Annotated in this window: 15 protein-coding genes; 9 read left to right on the forward strand and 6 right to left on the reverse strand. The window is 52.1% G+C overall.

The annotated features are described in order from the left end of the window. Positions 1 to 41 precede the first annotated feature (41 nt). The 5 genes from NKI68_RS22855 (at position 42) to pglX (ending at position 9,437) form a co-directional block, all read left to right on the forward strand. Entirely contained in the window at positions 42 to 644 is a 603-nt protein-coding gene (locus tag NKI68_RS22855; protein WP_254547344.1) for a BrxE family protein, read from the forward strand. Further along, complete coding sequence (locus NKI68_RS22860) at positions 641 to 1,438, forward strand: BrxA family protein (protein WP_254547345.1); 798 nt, start codon at positions 641 to 643, stop codon at positions 1,436 to 1,438. Before NKI68_RS22855 ends, NKI68_RS22860 begins: the two co-directional genes overlap by 4 nt. A 13-nt stretch (positions 1,439 to 1,451) precedes the next feature. After that, positions 1,452 to 1,988: a BREX protein BrxB domain-containing protein gene (locus NKI68_RS22865; RefSeq protein ID WP_254547346.1), complete on the forward strand. Its 537-nt coding sequence runs from the start codon at positions 1,452 to 1,454 to the stop codon at positions 1,986 to 1,988. Next, positions 1,989 to 5,609, forward strand: a complete 3,621-nt coding sequence (brxC, locus tag NKI68_RS22870) for a BREX system P-loop protein BrxC (protein ID WP_254547347.1) — start codon at positions 1,989 to 1,991, stop codon at positions 5,607 to 5,609. Positions 5,610 to 5,747: 138 nt separating this feature from the next. Then, positions 5,748 to 9,437, forward strand: coding sequence for a BREX-1 system adenine-specific DNA-methyltransferase PglX (gene pglX, locus NKI68_RS22875; protein ID WP_256562735.1), 3,690 nt, complete (start codon positions 5,748 to 5,750; stop codon positions 9,435 to 9,437). Between the two features lie 30 nt (positions 9,438 to 9,467). Here pglX and NKI68_RS22880 read toward each other — a convergent pair whose 3' ends face one another. Together NKI68_RS22880 and NKI68_RS22885 are read right to left on the reverse strand one after the other, a co-directional pair. Then, a complete protein-coding gene (locus NKI68_RS22880) occupies positions 9,468 to 10,352 on the reverse strand; it encodes an IS1595 family transposase (protein ID WP_254545389.1) in 885 nt (294 codons plus the stop codon). Positions 10,353 to 10,476: 124 nt separating this feature from the next. Beyond that, positions 10,477 to 11,061: a TATA-box-binding protein gene (locus tag NKI68_RS22885; protein WP_254547349.1), complete on the reverse strand. Its 585-nt coding sequence runs from the start codon at positions 11,059 to 11,061 to the stop codon at positions 10,477 to 10,479. Positions 11,062 to 11,176: 115 nt separating this feature from the next. Between NKI68_RS22885 and NKI68_RS22890 the strand changes: the two genes are divergently transcribed. Next, positions 11,177 to 13,609 carry a PglZ domain-containing protein gene (locus NKI68_RS22890; protein ID WP_254547350.1) on the forward strand — a complete coding sequence of 811 codons (2,433 nt, stop codon included), beginning with the start codon at positions 11,177 to 11,179 and terminating at the stop codon, positions 13,607 to 13,609. Continuing rightward, a complete protein-coding gene (gene brxL / locus NKI68_RS22895; RefSeq protein WP_254547351.1) occupies positions 13,609 to 15,636 on the forward strand; it encodes a protease Lon-related BREX system protein BrxL in 2,028 nt (675 codons plus the stop codon). Before NKI68_RS22890 ends, brxL begins: the two co-directional genes overlap by 1 nt. A 64-nt stretch (positions 15,637 to 15,700) precedes the next feature. Here the strand turns inward: brxL and NKI68_RS22900 are convergent, their stop codons facing one another. The 3 genes from NKI68_RS22900 to NKI68_RS22910 all read right to left on the reverse strand — a co-directional run bounded on the left by NKI68_RS22900 (position 15,701) and on the right by NKI68_RS22910 (position 22,819). Next, positions 15,701 to 18,562 carry a UvrD-helicase domain-containing protein gene (locus tag NKI68_RS22900; protein ID WP_254547352.1) on the reverse strand — a complete coding sequence of 954 codons (2,862 nt, stop codon included), beginning with the start codon at positions 18,560 to 18,562 and terminating at the stop codon, positions 15,701 to 15,703. After that, a complete protein-coding gene (locus NKI68_RS22905; protein ID WP_254547353.1) occupies positions 18,559 to 21,147 on the reverse strand; it encodes a PD-(D/E)XK nuclease family protein in 2,589 nt (862 codons plus the stop codon). Before NKI68_RS22905 ends, NKI68_RS22900 begins: the two co-directional genes overlap by 4 nt. Before the next feature lie 415 nt (positions 21,148 to 21,562). Further along, positions 21,563 to 22,819 carry a Cdc6/Cdc18 family protein gene (locus tag NKI68_RS22910; protein WP_254547354.1) on the reverse strand — a complete coding sequence of 419 codons (1,257 nt, stop codon included), beginning with the start codon at positions 22,817 to 22,819 and terminating at the stop codon, positions 21,563 to 21,565. A 658-nt stretch (positions 22,820 to 23,477) separates the two neighbouring features. Here NKI68_RS22910 and NKI68_RS22915 point away from each other — a divergent pair. Continuing rightward, complete coding sequence (locus tag NKI68_RS22915) at positions 23,478 to 23,996, forward strand: DUF6788 family protein (protein WP_254547355.1); 519 nt, start codon at positions 23,478 to 23,480, stop codon at positions 23,994 to 23,996. Positions 23,997 to 24,167: 171 nt separating this feature from the next. Here the strand turns inward: NKI68_RS22915 and NKI68_RS22920 are convergent, their stop codons facing one another. After that, a complete protein-coding gene (locus NKI68_RS22920; RefSeq protein ID WP_254547356.1) occupies positions 24,168 to 24,656 on the reverse strand; it encodes a winged helix-turn-helix domain-containing protein in 489 nt (162 codons plus the stop codon). A gap of 115 nt (positions 24,657 to 24,771) precedes the next feature. Between NKI68_RS22920 and NKI68_RS22925 the strand changes: the two genes are divergently transcribed. Continuing rightward, positions 24,772 to 25,572 carry a DUF8170 family protein gene (locus tag NKI68_RS22925; protein ID WP_254547357.1) on the forward strand — a complete coding sequence of 267 codons (801 nt, stop codon included), beginning with the start codon at positions 24,772 to 24,774 and terminating at the stop codon, positions 25,570 to 25,572. Positions 25,573 to 25,672 lie beyond the last annotated feature (100 nt).

Genomic DNA, 25,672 nt, shown 5'->3' on the forward strand with positions numbered 1-25,672 from the left:
AAGCAGGAGAATTATAGCCAATGTATACATTGGCTCCGCTAATGACTACTGATCTCAAGAACGCATTGACGGCCACTCAAGAGAATCTCGGAGAGATTGGCGTCGAGGACGCGTTAGTCCGCGAAGTTCTATCTTATCGGCTGTTAATTGAGCGACTCGGCGAAAGTGACAATAACGACTGGTGGGAGTCAATGATCCTGACTGAATTAGGCCGAGACCGCCTTGATGAGGTGACCCCGAAAACAGCAGCAAAAGCAAGAATCGATCTTGCACAGCGCGTCGGTCGAAAAGTCGAGCAAGACCGCACCGAGAAGAACACGATTTCTCTGTTCTACCTCGGGCCGACCGTAGAGGCACAAATCAGTGCTGAATTAGAAGACATTTCAGAGAGTACTCAATTCGAGATGCTTGAGTCCCTCACCGAAACTACTGGCACGACTGATTGGACAGCTGATCTGGTAGACAATGTTGATCTCGAGTTCTCTGAGGAAGGCGAGGTGCTCCGTCTTGGCCCCGATACTCTCGAGGAGGCCCAATTGAAATCCAGGACAACGATGCGACGTGTCGCGAGAGAATGCTTCGCGGGGTACGGGCAATCAGCCGAAGGATCACTGCAAGTGCCATATTATAAAGTAGAGCTATGACCACGGACGCCACTGAGCCCGAGGAAGAGGAATTTGACTCCTGGATAGCGCACAATACCACGTATATCGAGGAAACTAAGCAGTTACTTGCGGAATACGTCGAACATCAGTCATTTGAGAAGCTCAAAGAACAAGTTCAGGAAGAGAATATCCTTAATAAGCAGACCAGCAAGTACCGGCGAGACGTCCTTCGTGAGGTGGCTCGGTTATACATACCCTCCAAGGTAGAGTTCATTGAGACTCCGCTAATGCGTGCAGTGACATCTGACGTTGATGATGCCGTCAAAGACTGGCTCATCTATTACGAATTTTCGCAGAACCATCTTCTGTACACGCTAACTACCGAACTACTCTATCCGGAGTACACGGCTGGGACGATGTACGTCGAAGCCAGTGATATACAAGGGTTCATTCGACAGCTGGAAGACGATCATCCGGAGATAAGTGAGTGGTCTCAGAGTACCGTCGAAGAAGCGAGTACAAAATATCTGAGTGCATTGAAGAATTTCGGACTCTTGAAAGGTGTACAACGAAAAGAGTTTGCAGTATTCTACGTACCCGACGAAGTCATTGCGTACGTGTTCTATCAAATTGCCGGAGATCAGCAGCCAACTGTCGAAGAGATTGTAGAACACCCAGATTGGCAGTTGTTCCTCTTTGATACGAACGAAGTGAGACGGCGTCTCGAAGGGATCAGTCCGAGATATATTCGATATGAACGACGTGGCAGTACCGAGCGTATCGAGCCAGAGTTCGATAACATTTGGGAGGTAATCGATGAGTTCCAGTACTAACCTGCAATCACGCATGGAAGAGCTTGAGGAGCTGACTATTGACGACCGAGATCAGATTGGACGACGGACTGGTGTCCCATTTGTCGTCTTCACATACGATCCCGATGATGAGCTCTCGATGGAGAGTACGATTGACGGATACATAGAGAAGCTAAGAGCACGGGGGCAGACGGTGGAAATTATTGATATCCGAGATTTAGTATTCAGCATTCTTGAGGATCAACGGATTCTCGATCAAGTCATCGAGAAAGAAAAAGCAGCACCAGAGGAGCTTGCTGAAGGGCTCTCTACAGCACTGTTGGGTGGTCGGACTGATTCCCTCGGGAAAATAGCGTCCACGATCATTGATCGGGTCGAAGATGTCGATACGGCGGTGATGTACCGGACCGGGATTCTATACCCCTTCGCGGGTGTGTCGTCCATCCTCATGCAGCTGGAGAACGAAATCGATACACCACTCGTCGTATTTTACCCTGCAATCCGAGAAGGCAAGAGTTTAAGATTTCTCAAAGAAACAGAAGGAACATACTACCGAGCGAGGGTGATTTAGATGTCTACGGAATCCATCTCCAAGATCGAGGACGTCTTCTATCGACCGATCAATCGGCACATCAATCGTGTCGTCAAGGTCGAACAGGATGATCGGGAAACAATCCAACAGGAACTCGACGAGTACGTGCTCACCGGGTCTCTGGAAAAGCATTACCTCGACATCTTCGAGGGCGTCTTAGATACCGAGCACGCCGCCACGGACGAGACCGGAATCTGGATCTCGGGGTTCTTCGGCTCAGGGAAGAGCCATTTCATGAAAATTTTGGGATATGTCTTGGAAAATCGTACTCTTCCCGACGGTCGATCAGCAGCAGAAGCGTTCAAACCCCGTGCACACGACGAAACGCTGAAAGCGACCGTTGATTCCGTAAGTCGAAAATTCGATTCTGAGGTGCTGATGTTCCAAATCGGCTCTCGGACGAGCCGAGCCGGTGAAGACTCAATCACGGACGTCGTAAATCGGGAGTTCAACCGACAGCAGGGATATGCTGAGATTCCGTGGGTTGCACGACTTGAAGAGGATCTGGAAAAGGAAGGACGCTACGAGCGTTTCAAGGAATCAATCGAGACGAATGAGGACCGGTCGTGGGAAGACGTTCAACAGAATGCGGCCTTCATCGAACCGATCATTGAAGATGCTCTCATCGAATCTGTCCCTTCGTTCGACGAGCGTGATGCGAAAAATGCGATTCAGAACGTCAAGGACGAACCCGAAATCACTCCGGCCTCCTTAGCGGAAAAACTGCTCGATTACGTCGAGAACAAAGAGACAGACGGAAGCAGCCAGGCCCGTTATTTCGTCTTCCTCGACGAGATCTCACAGTTCATTGGCGATAATGAGCAGATGCTGCTAGAACTCCAAAGCATCGCAGAAGAATTCGGTCGGCAGGGTATGGGAAAGCTCTGGCTCGGCGTCACCTCACAAGAGAAGTTAGAGGAACTAGTGCCGGGGGTTCTGGCCCAGAACCTCGAAGAGTCGAAGGTCGGTGACCGATTCCCACATCGATACGACCTCATCTCAGACAATTTGGACACGGTCGTGAGAGATCGGATTCTGAAAAAGAAAGGCGAGGCAACGCCAGCACTAACCGACCTCTACACCGATAACGAGGGACTCCTGAGTGCACGGTACAAACTGAACTCCTCGCGTCAGATGGAATCGATCGACAGAGACTCTTTCGTGGACTGCTATCCGTTCCTTCCCTACCAACTGGAGATTTTACCGCGGATGTTCGCCGCTCTCCGGGGCCGTGGGTCAGATGACCGACTAACCGGCCGTGAGCGGACACTCATCGACGTCACGCAGAGCGTCTTCAATGAACCGCATAATCTCAGAGACAAACCGTTAGGGACCCTCGCAACGCTTGATCTCGTCTTCGATGAAATCGTCGAGGACATCGACGATGACGACCAGCGCACAATCGCTGAGGCAGAGCCTCACGATGTCGATGCCGACCTTGCTCGTCGTGCCCTAAAATCGCTGTACCTGCTCCAGCGACTAGATTGGATTCCCAATACGGCAGCCAACATAGCGACGACTCTCTACGGTGAAATCGGGAACCTGAGCTCTCTCGAATCCGAAGTCGAAGAAGTACTTGAACAACTCGTCGACGAGGGGTACGTTGGACGTGGGGAAGATGGATACCGCTTCCTCCAAGAATCTGAACGTAAACTAGAGCAAGAGATCGACTCGGTCAAAGTCAACATTGGAGAGATTCGCCGACGGTCTAAAGAATTCGTCCGAGAGGCCTTAAGCGGGACTGAAACGGTTGGCTATGAGGGTCAGACGTTCAGCGTGTCTATTGAGGCGGACGGGGAAACAATCTCTGACAAGGGCTCCATTCACCTGTATGCGTATTCACCGGTCCATCAACTCAAAGAGGAAGTCGACCCCCGGACGCTGAAAACGCAGAGTTTCGATAAGGGCGACACCATCTATTGGATTGCGAACGACGAGGATGCCCGAGAACTGGAAAACCAAATCGAGCGCATCAAACAAATCGAGCAAATCGTTCAAGAGAAACGTGGTCAGCAGCTCAGTTCCGAAGAACAGGAAGCCCTCGATCGGAAGAAGGAAGACCTCTCCCGTCTCCAACGGAACGTCGAAAAAAGCATCAAACGATCCTTCCAGACTGGAATCCAAATCTACAACGGGACCGAGACGCAGTTGGAAGAATCTGGAACTCGTCTTGAACGCATCGTTCAGGAACCTGCACGAGAAGCTGTCGAGCGTGTCTTCACCAAGCTTGAGGACGGGCTGGCAAACGTCAGCAACCGCAATATCGAACAAATCTTCGGGGACCTAGAGGGCCGGTCAAACCCAACAGTCTTCGACGACCTGGATGTCGTTTCCGATGGTGAGCTGAACACCAAAGCTCGTATCGCCGATGAATTTATTGGCGAGGTCAAGTCGCGGGAGGAAGCTGGAAATATCCCCACAGGTGAAGCGCTTATCGAGCACTTCTCAAAGCCACCCTACGGTTGGAGTCGCGATGTCGTACGGCTCGCTGGAGCAGTTCTGTTCCGGAACGGGTCGATTATGACGACGTACAAAGAGCGTGCGTACGACAGCTATCTCGATGACGGGGCGCAGGAAGTCTTCACACAAATCTCGAAGTTCCGTGATGCGTCATTTAAAGAACGGGAAACCGTCGATATATCGACTCGCAATGATGCAAAGCAGCTACTCGATATCCTCTTCGACAAGAAGGTCAAACAGACCGACCAAGAGGTCGCTCGAGGTATTACTGACGCAGCTGGTGAGTGGATTGAGAAGTGCAAAGAGAGACAGACAAAGCTTGAACGATCCCAATTCCCGCTCCGAGACGACGTCTCTCGACTTCAAACGATTCTGACCGAGATCCGTGATAAGGCAACCTCAGCCAGCCGCATCAACGCGTTCCTCGACCATGAAGATGAACTCCGTGACCTCGTCGACACTGTCAAAGACGTCGTCGAATTCGATGAAGCGGGGCGTCTCGACGACTACCAGGTGTTCCAGAACTTCCTCGGCAGCGAATGGCAGGAGTTCGAACGACTCGCTGACTCGTCTGATTACGTCGAAATCAGCGACAGTGTACGTGACGCCGCAGCACGGCTCGAGAGTGAGCTCAACTCCGAGGGAATCATCGACAATTGGTCTGACGTGGAGACGGATTACACCACCGTCGCCGACGCCTACGCTCGAACCTACGAAACGCTGTACGAGAACCGGCACGAGGAATATGCAGCGGCCGCAGATGCAGTCCGTGAGTATGGGAGCGAGTTAGAGGAGAATAACCTCCAGAAGGCGCTCCGACCGCTCACTAGTAAGAGTGGAGACGGTTCGATCTCAGTCACAGTCAGTGGGAGATCCCACCTCAACCTCGACCCAAGTATGGAGATGCTGATTACCCATATGGAAGCGGTTGAGGTGTACAAAGACCAGGCAATGAGCAGGGTCGACGATCTTCGTCCTGACGACGACGAAGTCACCCACCACCGCATCGACCTCGACGAGTACTTCGGAACGGTCGTCGTCACCTCCCAGGATGACCTGGAAGCCCCAATTGACCGTCTGCGCACCGAAGTGCTGGATCTCCTCGACGACGACGGAGACGTCGAAATCCGATTCGATTAATCACAGTCTGGGCCGGCGCCCCCTCAGGGCCTGACCCATAAATTGATACTCGTCGTGAGTATTTCCCGAAGTATACCGCGTAACCGGGGTCCGGTTGGACCACGCGAGGACGCCCGGCACCACAATTCGATCTAATCCATGTCCACGAAATCTCGACAAAACGGCCTCAGTTCAGATGACCGATCACAGATTCGGAGTGCAATTCTCAGCTCCCGCGAGATGCTGGAGTTGGAATTCGAGCGTCAGCTCGAACGGTACGGCGTCTACGACGACGACCGTGTGCCCCTAAGCAAACTTGGACACCTTTCACTTCAAGACCGTGAGACGCGCCGGGAGATCGACGCAGCGCTCGAACGTGAACTAGAGGCGACCGAAGACTACCAACGAGCGTACCGCAACTACATTCGTGAGGCGACGAAGGAGTACCTCAACCGCTACGTCGGTCTGAAAACCATCGAAGCGCGCGGGCTGGTCACAGAAACACTCACTACCAAAGCTGAGTACGGTAATCGATCCTATCTCCACTACACCGTCGGCGAAATCGCTGGCGAGTTAACCGACACGTCCGACGACGGTCTCGGTGTCGCGCTCGATCTCGCATTCCGGGAGATCGGTGCTGAGATTCGAATTCTATTCGAGGATACCGATTATACGGCGATAGAACCAGAGTTCACAGTGCGTCGTGACGTGTTCGAGGAACTCGGTGAACTCGATGACGAGGCCTGGGCGGCTGATGAAGCGATCGGCTGGGTCTACCAGTACTTCGGTGAAAAGGAGCGTGAAGAGATCGACAAGCGAATCAAAGACGAGAACTACAAAGTACAAGATACCGACGTAGCGACGAAGACCCAACTGTTCACTCCACGGTATATTGTGGAATATCTTGTGGACAACTCTCTCGGGCGAACATGGCTTGAGATGCACGGTGATGAGACCTCTATTGACGCTGAAGACAATTGCTTCTATCTAACCCCAGTTGAGGAGTCATTGACCAACCGTAAGCCAAAAGACCCACAGGAAATCACAGTTCTCGATCCTGCCTGTGGTGGTGGCCACTTCCTATTCTATGCTTTCGATATACTGTATGAGATGTACAAAGAGAGGGCCGAAGTTGTTGAGTCGGAAATTCCCAGAGAAATACTAAGAAATAATCTTTATGGGATTGACATTGATCCAGGTGCTGTTCAACTTGCTGCGCTAGCCCTTTATCTCAAGGCAAAGTCTATTGAGCCAGATGTGGAAATAGACCGGATTAATATAGTTTCTGCAGACGCAATTCTTGTAAACGGGTCAAAAAAGCAAGAGGCAATAGATCAGCTTGATACTGAATTTGAACGAAAAATTCTCGAAACAATTTGGGAGGGTCTTGAGAATATCCGAGAATGGGGTAGTTTAGTTCGGATTGAAAAACAGGTTGAACAGATTTTGGAAGAAAAAAGAGAAGCAATTCAAAAATCTGGTCAGACACAATTCTCTGAGGAAGGTCTAATAACACAGTCCTCGTTTGTCACAGGTAGCGGGGAAAGGTCATGGGAAGAAATGAAAGAGCAACTGCTATCTGATGCCCAGGACCTCGCAAGTGAGGCACTAACACAGAATAATCCAGTTGATGAAATGTTCGCTGGTGAAGTTGTGAAGGGGGTGGAATTACTAGATGTTTTGATGGGTGAGTATGACGTTGTTGTAGCAAACCCTCCATATCTCGGTAGTAGAAAAATGGGTGATAAACTAAAGAATTTCACAAAAAGCGCATATGAAACATATCGAGATCTCTACGCCCCCTTCATCCAGAGGAATATCGAATTGTCAAAGGTAGAAGGATATGTAGCAATGGTTACGCCGGAGAGCTTTATGACTCAGTCTTCATATCAGGATATCCGTGAGTATATCATAAATAAAACGCAAGTTATAGACGGAGCACATTTATCCGGACATAGTTTTTCTATGAAAGACCGTCCGTTTACGATCCCCTTTGTTCTTCGAAACTCCAATCCAGCTAATTTCGAATCTTCCAGATTTTATCGAATGACGCATGAACAAGATAATTATAATTCTTACGAGAAGAAAATAGATGGTTTAAAACGAATCACCAAGACGCTCCGTCAAAATGAAATTGATGATGACGTATTTATTGTTGACCAGTCTGCCTTCACAAAGATAGGAAAGAAGCCGATGGTCTATTGGTTTGGTGATGAGATTCTTAAACTATTCACCAATCATCAGAATGTGGGTGACTTTGCTGAAGTTGTTGTCGGACTACAAACTGGGGATGATGACCGGTTCATGCGATGTTGGTGGGAGGTAGAATCAGTTGAAGAAGATGATAGATATCAATGGATAATAAACGGGGAAAACGATGATGAATACTACGAATCTCCTAGTAAGGTTGTCCTGTGGGAAAATGAAGGAGAACAGATAAAAGATTACGGTGGAAGTAGACCTCAGAATGAGGAATATTATGGTAAGTCTGGCATAATATATAGGAAGTTCAGCAAGCTATTCACTACAAAAATACATCCAAAAAACCATATATTTAGCCAAACTACAAGATTCATTTATACTGGCGATGAAAGAAAAGACATTCTACTGACAGGATATATGTCTTCTTCACTTGTAAGATTTCTTGTACAGGGTCTAAATCCGAGTGTTCACTTTAACCAAGGCGATGCAGAAAGAATACCTATTGACATCGATCAATTCGGTCCAAAGGTTGAAGAACTTACACAAAAGGGAATAGATATCCAGAAGGATCTCAATTCGTATGTTGAAACTCAGAGAGAATTTGATCCATCAAACGTTACAAAGAGCCCTCGTGAGATACTACGAGAAATCGAATTACGAAAAGCGGCGGTTCAAGTAATTCATGGTAAAGTTGATAACATTATCCATCAAACTTATGATCTATCTGACCAGGCGTTAGATCGGATATACAGGAATTTACCATCGAATTTGGCTGAATATCCATACTTAGTATCTGAGAGCCAATCAACGAACAGTGACATAGATGCGCCAATAGAAAGTGTCAGGATCGGGAAGGAAGAATATGAAGAGGTGGCAGACCAAATTAAGAAGAATTCAAACGATGATCTGAGAGAAATTTCTGAATCTCTTGAGATATCACCGCTCACTATTGCAGAGTGTAAATATACATATGACCTATACACGAAACAAGAACGTCAAGACACTGCAGGAAAGCTGGTTTCCTATCTTTTAGGAGAAGCATTGGGTCATTGGTCGTCGCTCCCTGATACAGGGCTGGACAATCAGGGAATACTTGTTTTCGATGAGAACTTTGACAATAATGTGGAAGCTGAGATAGAAAATAATCTAAAAGAGATATTTGAGGAGCCGAGACGAGCAAGAGAACAAATAGAAGACATGCTAAATAAGGATATTTCTAGCTGGCTCCGAGAAAATTACTTCAGATATTATCATTGTAAAGAATACCGGCGCCGAGGTCAGAGGAACCCCATTTATTGGCATCTTGAGAGTGATGATGGCAACTTCAGTTGCTTCATCCATTATAGGGCCTTGTCGGCAGACACTTTGCCAAAGCTCAGAGGCCAATATGTCGATAACAAAATCCAACGACTCCAGAACCGAATCCGAAATTTGGAATCTGAGTTAGAAGCGGATGAATCAAACCGAAAAGTTAGATCAGAAATCGAAGAACTGGAAATAGCTCTAGATGATGTGGAAGAATTTGGTCACCGAATAGACCAACTGATAGACTCTAAATTCACCCCTGACTTTGAGGCAGGCATCTATGAAAACTTACAGAGAATAGATGAATTTGATCTCCTGCAAACTGATGTAGACAAGTTATAACATACGCTCATCCGTAGCACATTGTTGATTTCACAGCGTCGCTCGAACAGCGTGTTTGAGAGCGTCTCGACCGGGTTTCCGAAACAGTTCCCGACGTAGTTGGAACGCTCTGAGATACTGCGTCAACTTGTCTTTCGAGACGCCTCGATGGGGCGAGAGCCACCGTCGCGTCAGCGACGCGTGGCTCTCGCAGGTGTTGACGTGAACTTCCTCATCGGCGTATTCGCCGTCGCCGTGGACGACGTATTCGCGGTCGAATGCGTCGTCGTCTTCGAGCGGTTCGTACGCTCGAAAGCCGTCGGTATAGACCGTGAGCGACTCCTCTTTGCGGTCAGCAAGGAGGAGTCGAATCGTCGATTCGTCGGCGGCTTTCGCTGGAATCACGTACCGCTGTCCGGTCCCGCGATCAGCGATTATGAACACGGGTGGCTTGTCGCCATCGTACGAACCTCGCCCGCGCGTGGACAGGCCACGCGAGCGCGACTCCTGGTCGCGCTCGCGGCCTTTCTTCCCCGCGTTGACGTACACTTCGTCGATTTCAACCGGACCAACGAGATCGAGGGAAGGCGCATCGAGCGCTCTGGCGAAGCGCTCGATGCGCCGGTGCATCGTCTTGTGTGTTACCTCGATTTCGCACTGTAGTTGGCGGAGACTGGTGTTAAACCGGAGAAACGCGTAGATCGAGAACAACCACCGGCGGAGCGCGATCTTCGAGTGAGCAAAGATTGTGCCCGTCTTGTCGTTGAACGTGCGGTCACAATTCTTACAGAGATACCGCTGAAACTCTCTGTAGCTGCCGTTTCTGACCGTTCGGTCAGAACGGCAGCGAGGACAGGTAACACCGTCACGCCAGCGAACCTGCGCCAACAGGTCCGCTGCGACCGATTCCGACCCAAACACATCTAGCGGAATCATTCGTGTCGGGCACCGCTGACGCGGTGCCCTTGTCCTCTTCGACTCCGCAGCGACCGCTCTGCAGTATCAACAATCTCCTACGCAAGAGCGTATAACATATATTCGAATATGCTTTGCATACAAATCAAATTGTATTAAGGTTTTTTTGAAGTTCCTCTATAAGTTTCTCCGCACCCTTTTCGCCAAGAGGGGTATTTATAACACATTTGCCAGATGAGGACACAGTAGCGGTGGATGAAACCTCTGATGGGTAGTACATAAGTAGAGAGCACTGTTCTGGTTCGTACTCCCCCTCAGAACCTAATACAATATCTAGACTGTTTAGGTCAATATTTTGATTGAGATCGATTGCATAGACGTAGTTCGACTTTTCGAATGTTACTGAGGAGACATCACTGAGTATATCATACTCATTAAAAACACGCAGAAGTGCATCTTTGAGAGAATTTAGTCCGTTTTCTGATTTACTGCCCATTAAAGTGTAGCTTCCCGACCGGTATATCATCGCTTTGCCAGGTATGCTTTTAAAACTGACAACCAAACCACTAGTAGACCTCTTTACTGACTCGATTTGACTCTCCCTGGTAAGCGTCTCAAGAAGTGCACCTAACTCCAATTCACGATGGATAGATCCACTCCCGACGATATTGACCAGCCGCAGATTATTATCAGGAGTCATCTCACTTGTAAGTGGCACATTTTCATCCACTTCCCGACAATTACTGGTGAACGCTTTAACACTGTGTGTCTAAGCTGGGCATGAGACAACAAAGCTTCAACGTAAGCGATAAGCATCAAGTCCCCGCCGAGATTCGTAACAACCAATGACTAATACGACCGCGGAAATCATCGCCGATCTCGAGGAGAGATTCGATCGGTACCCGGTCTGGGTGTGGTACGACTCCCACGAGAAGTACTCCAATATCATCGACGACATCGAGACGGAGATGGAAGACCGTGGCGTGAACGTGGCGCGGTATGATGGGAGCTTCTTCGAGCTGAAACGCCGTCTCTGGGAGGAAGACAACGATATCGAAGAGCAGTGGCTGTTCTATATTCCTCTCTGGCGGGACGAGGCAGACTGGTTCATGGACATCCACCGTCTGGGACATCAGTATCTCCCGGGAGCGGACATCGGCGAGAGTGCAGCACACAAGTACCTCGTCGGAAAGGAAGACCGCATTCCTGATGGCTACGAGAATTGGGGACAGAACCGAGAGCAACTCACCCGGGCGTTCTTTTGTGTCCTATTCGGTACGCACAGCCATTCTCCCAGAGACTACGTCGTCGAGTATCTAGCCAACCCCGACGAGTACCGTGAGACGATCGAGGAGTTCAATCAGAGCGCAGAGTGGGGAACCACCCTCAAATCGGACTACGGTATCGATGCAGGTCTTGACGCTGAAGAGATCGCGACCCAGATTCTCTTCGGGGAAGTCCAGCATCGTTCACCAGCCGAGCGCTTCGACAAGCTTGCTGCGGATGACACTCGTGGAGCAGCCCGCCTTTGTTCGTACTGGCAACGTCACGACACGAGAACGTACCTCGACTTTGCCGGGCGAATTGCTGAAGACCGTAACATCGCGGGTGCTGTCGTCGATTCCGATTCTCTCGACTGGCACGGAGAGGCATTTCGCCAGATCGACGATGGCCTCTTTCAGCTCATGCTCGATCGACTTTCAGAGGTCGAGTTTGGGCAGATGCCGGAAGAAGCGGAGTCGATTGCAAAGGCGGTTGAGCGACGGCGAGACGGGTTCTGGTATGAAGAGGGGTTTGTCGGCTATTGGGATATCCTCACCCACGGAACAACCGTCGTTCAATCGGCGTCGACCGCCATTAACGAGCTCGAATCCGAGAACCACACGTCCCAAAGTCTTGCCGAGGGTTACACCGATGGATGGTGGGAAATCGATGCCGAGTATCGGCGGTACGTTCAAAGCGCGATGGACTTTCGCCAGTACGTCGATGGGCTCGATGAAGTTCGGGACCGGATAACGAATTACTACACGCGCTTCGTTAAGGCGCTGAACCGCCCGCTTGCTGACGCACTGGCGGACGAACCGGAACTCGGCACGTTGCAGACCCAGTTCTTCGACGAGTATGTGGCGAACGACAAGGGGACCGCGGTGATAATCTGTGACGGGTTACGGTACGAACTCGCCAAGGAACTAGAAGGTGAAATCGAGAAGGGTGATAGCGAAATCGATCTATCATTGGGGCACGTTTCTGCGGCCCTTCCGTCGATCACGGAGGTGGGGATGGCCGCTCATCTTCCGGGTGAGTTGTCCCTGAGCCTGCAGAATGGTGACCTCGACGTCCAGGTGGCCGGGCAAGAGATAAGGCGAAAAGCTGATCGAGTCGACCGGCTCGAGGCGGCCGGGTTTACAGTCAGTAACCTCAGCGATATACTCGGAACCAGAAAAAGTGATCTCAAAGAAGAGGGCCAACCACCTCGTGTCGTCTACTCCGGGACGATTGACAAACTCGGTGAGACCCTCGATGACGATGACGCTCTCGTGAAATCCGCTGAGCACGTCCGCGACGTCGATGATGTGGTTCAGCGCCTCCGAGCTGTCGGATACACCCGGTTCGTCGTCACTGCAGACCACGGATTCCTCTATACTGAACGCTTGCCAGACGATCTAAAAATTGAGGCGCTTGACGGTGCGAAGATGACAAAGCGCCGTTTCGCACTTGCGGAGAGTGATGATGTCGTTACTGCAGGCGGAGAGGTTGTCGAATTCGAGGCGAACCACTTCGATGCACTCGGAATCGATGCTCCGAATCTGCGAGTCTACTTCCCCAGAAGTGTGGCTTGTTTCAAACAGGCTGGTGGAAACATGCAATACTTCCACGGCGGCATCTCTATGCAGGAACTCGCTGTTCCGTGCCTCACAATCGCTACAGAAGAGTTCGAAGAAGAGGCCCCTGTTGAGTACGAGGTGACGTTCCCCGAGAAGGTAACGAACACCATCATCGATATCGAGATCAATGCGCGAAGTAATCAGATCTCGTTCGAGCGCACGCCAACGCTCCGGTTAACGGCTTCCGTCGACGGACGAGAAGTGGCAGAGCCGAAGGTCATCGAAATCAACCAGGGGGGGAATGAAGAGACACTACGATTGAAGAGCGGGGAACTCGAGGAGGATAGTACCGTCATCTTCGAGGCGATCGATGAGGAGACTCGTGAAACGGTCGCCCGACAGGAGGCAGAGATTGATATGCTAATACGGGACGACTTTGGGTTTGATGTCTAATGGCTCGGCGTGATCTCGATCAGAAGGCGCTTGAACACTTCTCGGGGCGAGTGGTCCGGAAGGACATCGTTCAGGATATAAAATCCGGAGCGAACGTCCCGACGTACGTCCTTGAGTATCTAGTCGGACAGTACTGTGCGACCGACAGTGACGCAGCAATTGAGGAAGGCGTCGAGACTGTCAAAAACATTCTCAAGAAACACTATGTGAGACCTGACGAAGCAGAATTCGTCAAGTCAGAGGTTCGGGAGCGGGGACGATATCGGGTCATCGACAAGGTTTCTGTTCGACTAGACGAGAAGCAGGACGCTTACGTTGGGTCGTTCGTCAACCTGAATCTCAACGATGTAGAGATCAACGAGCACCTCGTTAGCAAGCATCCGAAGTTACTGGGTGGCGGCGTTTGGGCGATCATCGACTTAGAGTACATTCCAGAGAACGCCGGTTCCAGCAAGAGCCTGTTCGGCATTGAGACCTTCAAGCCGATTCAGGTATCGCAGTTGAACCTCGAGGAGATCAAAGAAGGACGTCGTCAGTTTACACGCGACGAATGGCGTGACCTACTGCTACACAGCGTCGGCTACGATCCATCCTCATTCAACGAACGCGAGAAGATGTTGTTCCTACTGCGGTGTCTACCTCTTTGCGAAAACAACTACAACTACGTCGAACTTGGACCGAGGGGAACCGGGAAAAGCTATCTTTACCGAGAGATCAGTCCACACTCAATCCTTATCTCCGGTGGAAAAACAACGGTCGCTAAACTCTTCTTGAACTTGAATACAGGCCAGATTGGCTTGGTCGGTCGGTGGGACGTCGTTGCATTCGACGAGGTCGGCGGCCTCCGGTTTACCGATGCAGAAGCAGTTCAGATGCTCAAGGACTACATGGAATCGGGGAGCTTCTCACGCGGGACTGAAGAGTTGACCGCCCAGGCGTCGATGGTCTACATTGGCAACATAGACCTCGATATCGAAGGTGTCCTCAAGAGCTCACACCTGTTCAAACCGTTCCCGGACGAAATGCAGGATCTTGCCCTCATCGACCGTTTCCATTACTACCTTCCAGGGTGGGAAGTGCCCAAGATGCGATCCGAATTCTTCGACGATCAGTTCGGCTTTATCGTCGACTACTTCTCCGAATTCATGCGCGAGCTTCGGAAGGATTCGTATTCTGATGCAATCAACCAGCATTTCGCTCTCGGAGATCATCTCAATCAACGCGATGAGAAAGCGGTACGCAAGACGGTCTCTGGGTTCCTGAAAATGCTTCACCCCCACGGGGAATACACCAAGGAAGAACTGCGTGAGTATCTTGAATTCGCGATAGAAGGCCGCCGTCGTGTCAAAGAGCAACTGAAGCGAATCGGGGGAATGGAATATCGTGCGGTCAATTTCTCCTACATCGATTTAGAGACTCGCGAAGAGGTATTCGTCACTGTCCCAGAAGAAGCGGAAGAGACACTCATTCCCCAGGGAACCCAACAGCCCGGCACGATCTATACAATCGGAGAATCCGAATCACGGAATGCCGTCTTCCGAATCGAGACACAAACTCTCCCAGGGAAGGGCAAAAAGAGCATCTCCGGAACCCCTGGGTCGGAGATGAAAGAAGAGTTCCAGACGGCGTACGACTACCTTCAAGCCAATATGCGGCAGTTGTCTAAAGATGAATCACTGGACGACCATGACGTGAAAATCCAAGTGATAAACCCCTCAGATGCCACTCAGGGAGCCGAAACGAGTGTTGGGTTCCTAGTTGGAACAATTTCCAGCATTCTCGAACGACCAGTTCGACCAGGACTTGTTGTTCTCGGAAGTATGAGTCTCATGGGAGGACTGGTGAACGTTGGATCGCTGGTAGACAAGTTGCAGCTGGCGGTCGACTCCGGTGCCTCAACAGTACTGCTGCCTGCAAAGAACAAAGGGGACTTCGCGAAGATTCCCGACGAGATCCTCGACGAACTTGAATTAGTGTTCTACACTGATCCGATCGAAGCAGCTAGCAAAGCGATGCAGCTGGAGTGAGGTAGTAATATGATATGGTTCCGATAATTCCGATGCCGTCGAGACGCGCCGAGGCTATTATTGCTCAGCTCACAGTCGAACTTGGGTCATTCATCACCTCTTTCGTTAGATCGACTAAGTCTGCTTTCGACATCGGGTCAATGTCTACGCGGTTGCCTTCGGCAGTATAGAAGATCCCGGCAGTCACGTCTCGATCAGAGAACCACTCACGTAAGACGTGATAGTATACGCTGAGTTGCTTCCGATACTCATCCTCGGCGTGCCGCCCGAGGTCGGTCTTGAAGTCGATGATCTCGACGGTATCGGGGCGAATGTGAACGAGGTCAACGATACCAGAGATGGTAACCTGCTCGCCGTCGACAGTGAGCGGCAGATACGCATCCTCCTCGATTCGCAACTCACCATCGAGCGAGTCCAGGAATGTCTTGATGTGACGCTCGTCGTCGTTCGCAGGTTCGACATTCCCCTCCAGCACGTACCGCTCAGCGAACTCGTGGGTTTGCGTTCCGAACGCGATCCCTCTCCCATCGTCGACGTCCTCGAACACATCGTCGCGCATGAGCGTGTGTGGTGAGTGTCCGACTGGGCCGTCCGGCGTCGGCACAGCAATCTGCAAGTGCGCCTGCGTCGTTTCGCTGACGTCGTCCTCCTGAACGTCAGGCTCCAGTTCTTCGAGGTCGACCGGGAGCTCTTCGACGAACGTGTTCGGGCTCTCGCCTGCAGCGAACACGAGGTGGCTCTCAGCCCGCGTCATTGCGACGTAGAGCAAGCGTCGTTCCTCATCGTAGCCACGCGGCAGGCACTTCCGAAGGACGTCGGTCTGCCAGTTGTCGTGAATGTGGGGATACCCGTGGTCGTCGGCGTAGAGCTTCCGTTGGCATAGCCCGATCGGATCGTCGAACGTGATCGCGTTACTGTTCCCGCCCGACGGTGGGAAGCGATGGGAGTTCATGTTCGCGAGCACAACAATAGGGTGTTCGAGACCCTTTGCCGCGTGAATAGTCTGGACCGTTACCGAGTTCATGCCGGCGCTCGCGTGAACCTCGTGAGTGCTCCCGTCCTCGATGCCGCGCTCGATGAATCGGATGAGGTCACCTCGTGTCAACGTCGTCGCGCTGTGGACAGACTGTATCGTCGTCAGCAGCACGTCGGCATACGCCCCGTCGTAGTCGTACTGGGAGAACACTCGCTGGGCGACCCCACCGACCGTCTCCAGTGACGCGAGCTCCGACTTGAACGCCTGCATATTGTCGGGGTACTCTGCGCTATCGAGGACGTGTTTGACCTCGTCGAGCGTGTAGCCAGCTTCCTCGAGGACGACGGCCCACCCTCGCTCTGCGTCGGATTCGAGAATTCGCAGCCACGCCAGCAGAAGCTTCGCCGGGTCAGACCGGAATAACTCGATGCCGCCCTCGTACGCCATCGGCAACCCGTACTCCTCGGCAACAGAGAGGAGTTCTCGGCCGAAATCACGAGTCCGTGTAAGGACGGCGATATCACCGTACTCCGGGAGACGAAGTTCATCGTCCTCTTCGACCTGGTACGCTTCGTTCCCGACGATCTCCTGAATCTTGGTCAGAACGGCTTCGTGTTCGTCTTCGTGTCGAATCGCCTCGATATGAGAGTTCTCGTGCGCGGCGTTCGATGAGAGCGACACAATTCTATCTCGGACGGCCGCCGCGTCGACGTTGTCCTTGCTCGCAGCTGGTGTCACCAAGCTGTGCTCGGAGAAGTCGAGAATGGCCTGCGTCGACCGGTAGTTCTCGACGAGTTCGATATCGATGATCGGGCGTGTCGCCCACGACACTCGCTCGTGGTCTTCGTTCAATTCCTCCACAAACCGATTCAGTCGGGACTCGAACTCGGTGATGTTCTCGACGGCGGCGTACTGGAACGAGTAGATGCTCTGTTTCCAGTCGCCAACGACACAGACGTTGTTCGTGTCCGCGAGCAGGAGGGCGAGTTTGAACTGTATCTCACTGGAGTCCTGAAACTCGTCGATCATCACGTACTCGAACGTGACGTCGTCGCGGAGTCGGTGGTCGTCACAAAGCAGGACGAACGCGAACAGCTGGAGAAAGCCGAAGTTGAGATAGTTCCGACTGAGCGCGAACTCCAGATACTCGTGGTAGACGTCGTGGGCGAAATTCTTGAGGTCCTCTCGCTGTTCGTCAAACACTAGTCGTGCGACGCCAGCGGGAACCTGCTTCTCCCCCCATCCGCCACGAATTTCGTCTTCCTCGGGTGCGTCTGGGAGATAGCACTTGTCGTTCCCGTAACCCCCGAGTTTCGAGCGAAGTTTGGACTGCTTGTTCCCGTTGTTTCGGGGCTGATTCAGCTCATTGAAGATTTCACGGAACGCCTCGAAGTCACCGTCCAGATACCGCTCGCCGTTCCGGTACCAGCCATCAGCTGTCGGGAAGACACCCTTCGCCGCAAGCTGATTGATCAAGCCGAGGAGTTCGACTGGTTCCTCGACGGCGCGGAAGAAGTCGTCGTACTCGGGGTGGTCGTCGCTGAATCGACGGATGAACTCGTGGAACTGCGCCTTCTCGACGTTCTCGTCTTCGAGAATGCGTGTCGACCCAGTAATGCGGTCGTCGATGCCGAGGAGCGTCGGTGCCTCGAAGCCATGTTCCATGAGGATATCATGACAGAGGCTGTGGAATGTCTGAATCGGTGCATCCGAGAGTTCACGCATCCCGTAGTCACAGTGGGCGACGATTCGATCCTTCATCTCCGTCGCCGCGTTGTTGGTGAACGTCACGAGGAGGACGTCCTCCGGCTCAATGTCGTCTTGGTCGACGATCGCTGCATATCGACGAGTGACAGTGAACGTCTTTCCAGTCCCCGCACCAGCGTCAACGACGTGAATGCCGTCGGTGCTGTCGATGAGATCCTGTTGCTGGTCGTTGGGCGACGTCATCGGGTTTCACCCTCTAGGATGCAATCGCGGTTATTGACGTAGCGATAATTCGGGTCACCACCGAGTCCCTGGACCGGGAAGCGTTCCTCACCAGCACGGCGGGCATTCAATTCGTCGAGTCGCTCCCGAATGAACTGCTCAAAAGCGTCCACATCGTCGGAGAAGTAGTTCTGGTTTCGGATCCGAAGCAAGTGCCTGAGTGCCTGCTTACAGCCCTTTGTGACGTATTTGTAGTTCCCGACCTCGGCCTTCATTCGCTCGGTCAGGCACTGACCGAATTCAGAGTCGATGAGCTCGTCGCTGTCACGCGTCGACGGGAACTCGTACGCATCGAAGACTACTCGATATACCTCATACTCCGTCTTTGAGAACGTCTTGTTACAGTCGTTTGCGGCCTCCTCCTGCAGTTCAGTGAAAACGGCTGGTCTCGCGATGTACTCCTCATAGGTGAGTGGATAGTATGTCACCGTTGTGAGACAGTCGTCGAGCGAACCCTCACCAGTCACAACGTCATCAATCGTTTCGAGGAAGTGGAAGAACGCAAATCGCAGCTCCTCATTCGGCTGCTCGGTACGCTGGTGAGCGAGATATAGCAGTGCCTGGAAGTTTGGCTTGTCACTCGGCGGATCAAGCGCGGAGTGCTTGACAATCGAGTAAGCCGATTTCTTCGTCCCACTTTTGTAATCGAGGAGGTGTGTCGGGTCATGAACGAGGTCAATCTTCCCTTTCAGGCCGAGATCAGTGTTCTCGAACCAGCGTTCCGTGTGTGAAGCGTCTATGGGGTGGTCGTAGTACGCAGCGAAGAAATTCTGACCCCAGCCACCACTCGTCGCCAGCAACTCATCACCGCGAGGGGGGTTGGTATCTAAAAATTCGACGATCGTCTGCAGACCGATACGGTACTTGGTATGTCGAACCTCGCGGTCGACGTTCCGAAGGAACGGATCAACCTCGTCGAGAATCACCGTCGCAATCTCATCGAGTGCTTCGTCCTCGATAACGTCTGGATGGGCCACGTAGAACTCCGCGAAATCGTGGAACAAATTGCCTTCTCTGAAGTAGTCCTTGTCCGGATTATCAACGAGGCGACTGAAGAAGTGATCTCGAGGTGAGTTGACGTACGTATTCAGACTTGACTGACTGAGCGCAGCGACTTCCTCGGGAGTAATGTCGAGTGATTCCTTCTCGAAACCGTCCTGTGTCGGTCGGAACGTTCGGGAGTGGTGTATTGAGTCGAGCTCGCTGAAGTGCTCAAACTCCTCATCAAACAGCTCCTCGAAGTAGAGACACGGTGTGACAGGCGTCCCACCGGCAGTATTCTGTACGAGGTAATACTGGTCGACACCACTCTGAAGCATGAGCTGGAACTGGCGGATGTTGCGTTCGAATTCCTGATCCTGGTCAACCCACGGTCTACGTGGCGATGAGTGCGTCCACCCTTCATCGAGACCGAGATAAAACACGACGGGGCGGTCGACGTGCGCAGCTGACTTCGCGTCTGCTAATAGGACACCTTCGTTTTCGCGATCAATTGGAACTTCGTACGACTGCAGATAGAACTCGAGACGATCAACCGCGACTTCAGAGACTACGTCGTTTAGGATGCCAAGCGTTTCGAGTTCGTCTCGGAGGGCGTCGAGAGCGGAATCCGTGACTGCTTCGTAGGCCTCGATAGCACCCGCAAAAGTGTCATCGCTGACCTCCTCACGGAATTCGAGGAGCCAATCGACTTCTGGTCGATCAAGGTCGTAGAGACGCTTCTCATCGTGCTCGATGTTGATAGACATCCCCAGTTGGGTGAGCAGAGGTCGGACATCCCCAACGCGCGTGTCCTGTCCAGCGTGGACGCTCCGAAGGAGTTGCAGAAACGCACGGTGGTGAGTATCGTCGTTGAATCCTGGACCACCGTAGTATGGAATATCGGCTGCTTCGAGTGCCGATTCGATAAGTGAGGAATATTGGCTGGCGCCATCGAGAACGACACCGACATCATCGGCGTTTTCCTGTGTGACCGTATCGAGTACGACGTCGACGATCGCAGCAGGTGAATCTAGAATTCGGAACGGTGAATGATCAAACGGTTCGTCTGTGAACGGATCGATTGTCTCGTACTCAGATGGAAGGACCGAACGTTCGAGGGCGGTGAATTGCTTGATACCGACGACTGCAACTGATGTGCCGTCGTCGACGGAATACTCGGTGAGACGGCGAGACGTCGTGTCCATCTCAGCGACGCAGTCAACGGCAGTGTGCGTCGCGTCGGTCGCGAACCGTTCGTACTCAAGGATGGCGTCGGCAGTCGCCTGGTACTCCCAGCACTGGAGGAGATTCCCAACCGCGTAAGCGGCTTCCTTCCAGGCGAGGTCCGTTGTCTGGATTAGCTCGAGAAATGCGAGTCGGTCTTCTGCTTGCTCTCGGCGTCGAGCAGCGAGACGCCGAGGAGTGATCGCGAATGGCCCGAAATGTGGTTTGTCGAGACGTTGATTTAGTGCACTCGCCATCGGCGCATCGGGCACGAGCACAAGGTCGAAATCCTTGCATTCCTGATAAAGAGAGTCAATTGATTTCGCTCGTGTAATCGGCACGGACTATCGCACTCAGGAGAGTTTCAAAAATGTGTCGCTGGAATGAACGCAATCTCGAATTTGATAAAGTGGTGAAACGGCAGTTAGAGTAAAGAGATTGGGTGAATACGAAGACGACACTGATTGTTGCTATGGCTTCCCAACTGCTAATATTCAGACGAATGGCATGCCCTCGCAACAAAGGAATCTTACCAAACAGCCGGTCCACATCAATCGCTAATGTTTGGTAAGAGCCACCAGTCACACCTTCACTGAACGTCAAACCGATATCATAGAGGAATGTCTAGAGCAACCCCTCCACCATTTCCTAAGCTCTCGGTTTTCGTTGAGACCCCCTCCGGCGTTTCCGGAGCTTTACGCTACACCAGAGACTACTCTAACTGCGGTTATAAAGCAACTTCGCTAGAAACGCTGTTCAATAGTCGGAGATATCGGATTGGAGCAGATTATTGTCATCTGCGGTTGATTGGATGATGTTCGCGACATCTTCGAAGCGATGTGTGGAGAGGAGGACATCAAGAACAGCTTTCAGCGGAACGTCCAACTCGTACTCGTGGTAGCGGCCAGCCGAGAGTCCCTCGTTGCGTTCATAGACGCTGATGAGACCGAGCATATTCATATCGGAGAGATGGTCACGGACACGGCGTTCACTCACGCTATCGGCATCGAGCCGGTCACAGATTTTCACATAGCGTTGGTAGAGATCACGGGATCGAACGGGAACCTCGTCGAGTGCCTGGTGGTAGGCGAGCGCACAGAGCACGGCGTGTCCCTGCGTCGTGAGTTCCTGCATCCCTTCGTAGAGCTGGTTTTTTTCGAGTTCCTCCTGCGCATCACGGACGTGATCCTCAGTCACGGTGTCGGCGTCTTCTGCTTGAGCGAGTTCGCCGGCCTCTCGAAGCAACCGAATCGCCTGTCGAGCTGATCCCGTATCTTGGGCGGCGAATGCGGCACACAACGGTACCACATCGTCGTTGAGAACGTCGTCGTAGAACGCCTTCCCGGCACGTGGCCGCAGAATCGATCGGAGCTGATTTGCGTCGTATGGCGGGTAGAGAATCTCCTTCTCAGCTAGCGTGTCTTTGACTTTCGGCGAGAGGTTATCCCTGAACTGGAAGTCGTTGCTGATGCCAATAATAACCGGTCGGGCGTCCTCGACGTAGCCGTTCGAACGCGCTCGTGGGAGTCCGTATAGGATTTCGTCCGAATGACCGATATTGTCGATCTCGTCGAGGACAACAATCACAGTTCCCCCCAGTGCATCGAGTTCCTCATACAGCAAATCGAATACTCGTTGCTGTGAGTAGCCTGTCGTACTGATTCGGTCTTTGTCCTGATTCACGCGGAGTTCGTTAACGAGCGCGACAGCAACCTGGTAGGAGGACGAGAGATTCTCGCAGCTGACCCAGACCGTCGAGAGCTGAACATCGTCGTATTCAGCGGCGTCGTTCTCCAGATGCGACAGCATAAACTTCGTCGCGACGGTCTTCCCCGTCCCTGTTTTCCCGTACAGGAAGATGTTCGACGTCGGTCGGTTATCGATGACCGGCTGTAACGCACGCTGGTACTTCTCGAGTTCCTCGTCTCGTTCGCGTATATCCTCGGGTTCATACGAGTCGTCAAGCGGTTCGGCGTCCGCGAACACCTGACGGTCCCGTTGAAACATCCCCATGAGAGACGACCTCACGCCACGTTATCATAAAACCACCGCTTCCTAAGTTTCCCGAGCGTCCGAAGCTTCGAGTTTTATAAATAGAATAGCCACCACCGTTTCCGAAGCACTGATTCTTTATATAACCCTCTCACTCCACTGTTTCCGAAGCTACTCCTCAAACACCTCCCCCACTCTCCAAAAAGGAGTCTAGACTAAACAAAAGAATTAAGACAGCTACACAGTAACCATAACCGCAATAGCGCAGAAACAATATGTTGGATAGGAATTAAGTCTAGGTTAGAAGGGCAAAATAGACGAGGTTTATCTCGATCCCCGGAAAATCACGCCTGTTCTCTCATACCCTCTCTCCTTCGCGAGGGAAAAGCTTCGGAAATGGTGGAGTGAGGGTCTCCGTGATCTCTACCCAACGATAGCTCCGGAAACGGTGGAGGGTCGACCTTTGGTTTATCGTCTTCTTTGTCCGTGACGCACATCGTACGTGTCACACCATCTTCGTGCTCTATACCGGCTTATCTGGAGACCCGGCCAGTTCTCTTCCGACCATATCAATTTGCCTTTCGGGGAAGCTTCGGAACTAGTGGAGTGGTATTCGACCTCCTGTTGAGAGCTTCGGAAACAGTGGGGTGTCTTTTTGGCGTGAGAACCGCAAATTCCGATGCAGTCCTATTCCCGTGTATTCGGCGTCTATGAGCGTTCAAGCCTGCGTTTGCTTCGGAAACGGTGGAGGGGGTTACCAGTCTCGACAGATCCGTTGTGGATTCACTCGTCGATTGGTCTGCTCACCGTGTCTTACCAAACATTTAATCTTGCTACCGCCTATCTGTTTGGTAAGACGATGGCGACTCGACCACCTGCCCCCAATTCGCTCCCTCAGTATCTTGCCGACGGTGTGCCAAAACAAAACGACGAGAACCTACGCGTGCTGCAGGAATGGATCGACGACTTACTTGCGTATCGTCAGGACGTCGCTGCTGAGGACATCGACGTCGACGACGGTGAGTCTATTCAGGCCGTAGAGGAATCGAGCGATGGAACTGTCGTGATCAAGAAGGTCAGCTGTGGGAAGGACAACTGTAAATGCCAGAGTGGTCAGCTGCATGGGCCCTACAAGTACGTTGTTCGGCGGAAGGGAGATAGCTTGAATTGGGATTATCGCGGTCCAGTTACCAAATAAGCTCCTGATTTCTACGTCAATCCGTTCCCTATATACATTCTATTAGAATTTCCTATAGGGAATCCTATTGAGAGATCACAGACCCAGCGTTAACCGTAACGCAATCGCGCGACACTTGGATGACTCTCTCCCTCAAGTTCAGCCATCGGCTCACTTCTGTGACAGCCACAACTATTGATCACCACTCTGGTTGACCGACTCAAGATTAGGTTCATCGAATGTGAGCGCGTCTTTTACCGCTGCTGGGAGATCAGGACGCGGCGCTGCTTCATGACGCTCGATTTTCTCCGTCTTGCGCGTGTTCTCGTACAGCGCGCGGGCAATCGGGAGACCACGCAGGTACTTGTAGTCGTAGAGGATTTCAACTCCGTGTTCAGTAAAACCGTAGAATTGTGAGGGAAGGTCCCGTTTCTCTTTGCTTGGTTCGTACGTATACTGCGCCAGGAGTCCTGCCTCAATTAGCGTCTCTAGCTGATCTTTGATCGCCGCCTGACTCTTGCCGACCATGTACTCGAGTTCGGCAAGAGACATGAGGTGGGCAGGATGTCCAAGCAATTCTTGAATGATGAGATGGCGGGTGTCCTGCGAGAGGAGTTTGAAGAGCCGTTGCTGCTCTGCAAATGGCCCTGTATCGGCAGCCCCAGTATTGCTCTCGCTCATATGTACTGCTACGGTAAGCGTTGCTATAACGGTTAGGGTTGTCCGAGTTGGTTTTTCACCTAAAGACCAAATTGGTCCAGAAGGAATATGGTGTAGTGGTTAGAACAAGGAGCCGATGAGTGGTCCCAGCCCACCGCCTGACGCGGCGGCCATCATGGAGCTCGTTCACGAGGCTGTTGGCGGCCTTGAACTTGAGCCCGCAGAGAAACGGGATATCTGGCGATTCGCCCAGCGTGAGCTCCCATATCTCTGGAGTCAGCGCACTTCCTACTTCATTCTCGGCAGCTACCGTGACCCATACATCCGTCGCCTTCGTGCAGTGCAGAATGAACTCACGAAGCAGCTTGGTGCTTATCCCTTCATCATGGGCGATCTCGTGGAGCTCCCAACCGACCGGCTCAACACGTTCGACATCATGTTCTCCTTGCTCGCGACCTATACCGATTACATCGTCGGTGTGTTCGAGAAAGAGAGTGGTGGCGAGGCACCAGAACTAGGCGAGATCGACGACGCGCCCTACTTCGAGAAGTCATACGTGTTCCCGCGCGATTACACCTGGGTCTCCGAGTCGAATCTCGCGTCGAAACAGCACGTCATCCAGGCTGCCGTCGAGATCGCGTTCACCGATGAGTTGACCGACGATGAGAGACAGACGGAAATTACGTCTCTCGTCGAGCGTGCGCGAAGTACTGATATCGACATTACCGAACAGGAGGTCTGGGATGTGGTCGACGAGCGAGAGAGCGAGGGCAACGCGCCAGCGACGTACAGCTGGGTCCATCTCAACAAGTTCCGAAAATTCGAACTGCACGGTCAATGCTTCCCCTGGACGACGGAAGAAGAGCTCCGAACCGTAGTCTCGGAGCTTCCCTCACCAACACCACGTCCCGCATGGGAAGAGAGCGAAGAGCCTTGACGAACGATGGGAAGCAATGCAAAGCTCTGCGTGGAATCTCTCCTCAGTGTGGGTAACTCGCGACATGAATCACGTTGAGAGCTGGTGAAGAGTAGTGCTG

Source organism: Halomarina pelagica, assembly GCF_024228315.1.
Classification (GTDB): domain Archaea; phylum Halobacteriota; class Halobacteria; order Halobacteriales; family Haloarculaceae; genus Halomarina; species Halomarina pelagica.

Coding starts and splice junctions, on each gene's coding strand:
- NKI68_RS22855 (WP_254547344.1), top strand. CDS start 42: ATGACTACTGATCTCAAGAACGCATTGACGGCCACTCAAGAGAATCTC.
- NKI68_RS22860 (WP_254547345.1), top strand. CDS start 641: ATGACCACGGACGCCACTGAGCCCGAGGAAGAGGAATTTGACTCCTGG.
- NKI68_RS22865 (WP_254547346.1), top strand. CDS start 1,452: ATGGAAGAGCTTGAGGAGCTGACTATTGACGACCGAGATCAGATTGGA.
- brxC (WP_254547347.1), top strand. CDS start 1,989: ATGTCTACGGAATCCATCTCCAAGATCGAGGACGTCTTCTATCGACCG.
- pglX (WP_256562735.1), top strand. CDS start 5,748: ATGTCCACGAAATCTCGACAAAACGGCCTCAGTTCAGATGACCGATCA.
- NKI68_RS22880 (WP_254545389.1), bottom strand. CDS start 10,352: ATGATTCCGCTAGATGTGTTTGGGTCGGAATCGGTCGCAGCGGACCTG.
- NKI68_RS22890 (WP_254547350.1), top strand. CDS start 11,177: ATGACTAATACGACCGCGGAAATCATCGCCGATCTCGAGGAGAGATTC.
- brxL (WP_254547351.1), top strand. CDS start 13,609: ATGGCTCGGCGTGATCTCGATCAGAAGGCGCTTGAACACTTCTCGGGG.
- NKI68_RS22900 (WP_254547352.1), bottom strand. CDS start 18,562: ATGACGTCGCCCAACGACCAGCAACAGGATCTCATCGACAGCACCGAC.
- NKI68_RS22910 (WP_254547354.1), bottom strand. CDS start 22,819: ATGGGGATGTTTCAACGGGACCGTCAGGTGTTCGCGGACGCCGAACCG.
- NKI68_RS22915 (WP_254547355.1), top strand. CDS start 23,478: ATGCAGTCCTATTCCCGTGTATTCGGCGTCTATGAGCGTTCAAGCCTG.
- NKI68_RS22920 (WP_254547356.1), bottom strand. CDS start 24,656: ATGAGCGAGAGCAATACTGGGGCTGCCGATACAGGGCCATTTGCAGAG.
- NKI68_RS22925 (WP_254547357.1), top strand. CDS start 24,772: ATGAGTGGTCCCAGCCCACCGCCTGACGCGGCGGCCATCATGGAGCTC.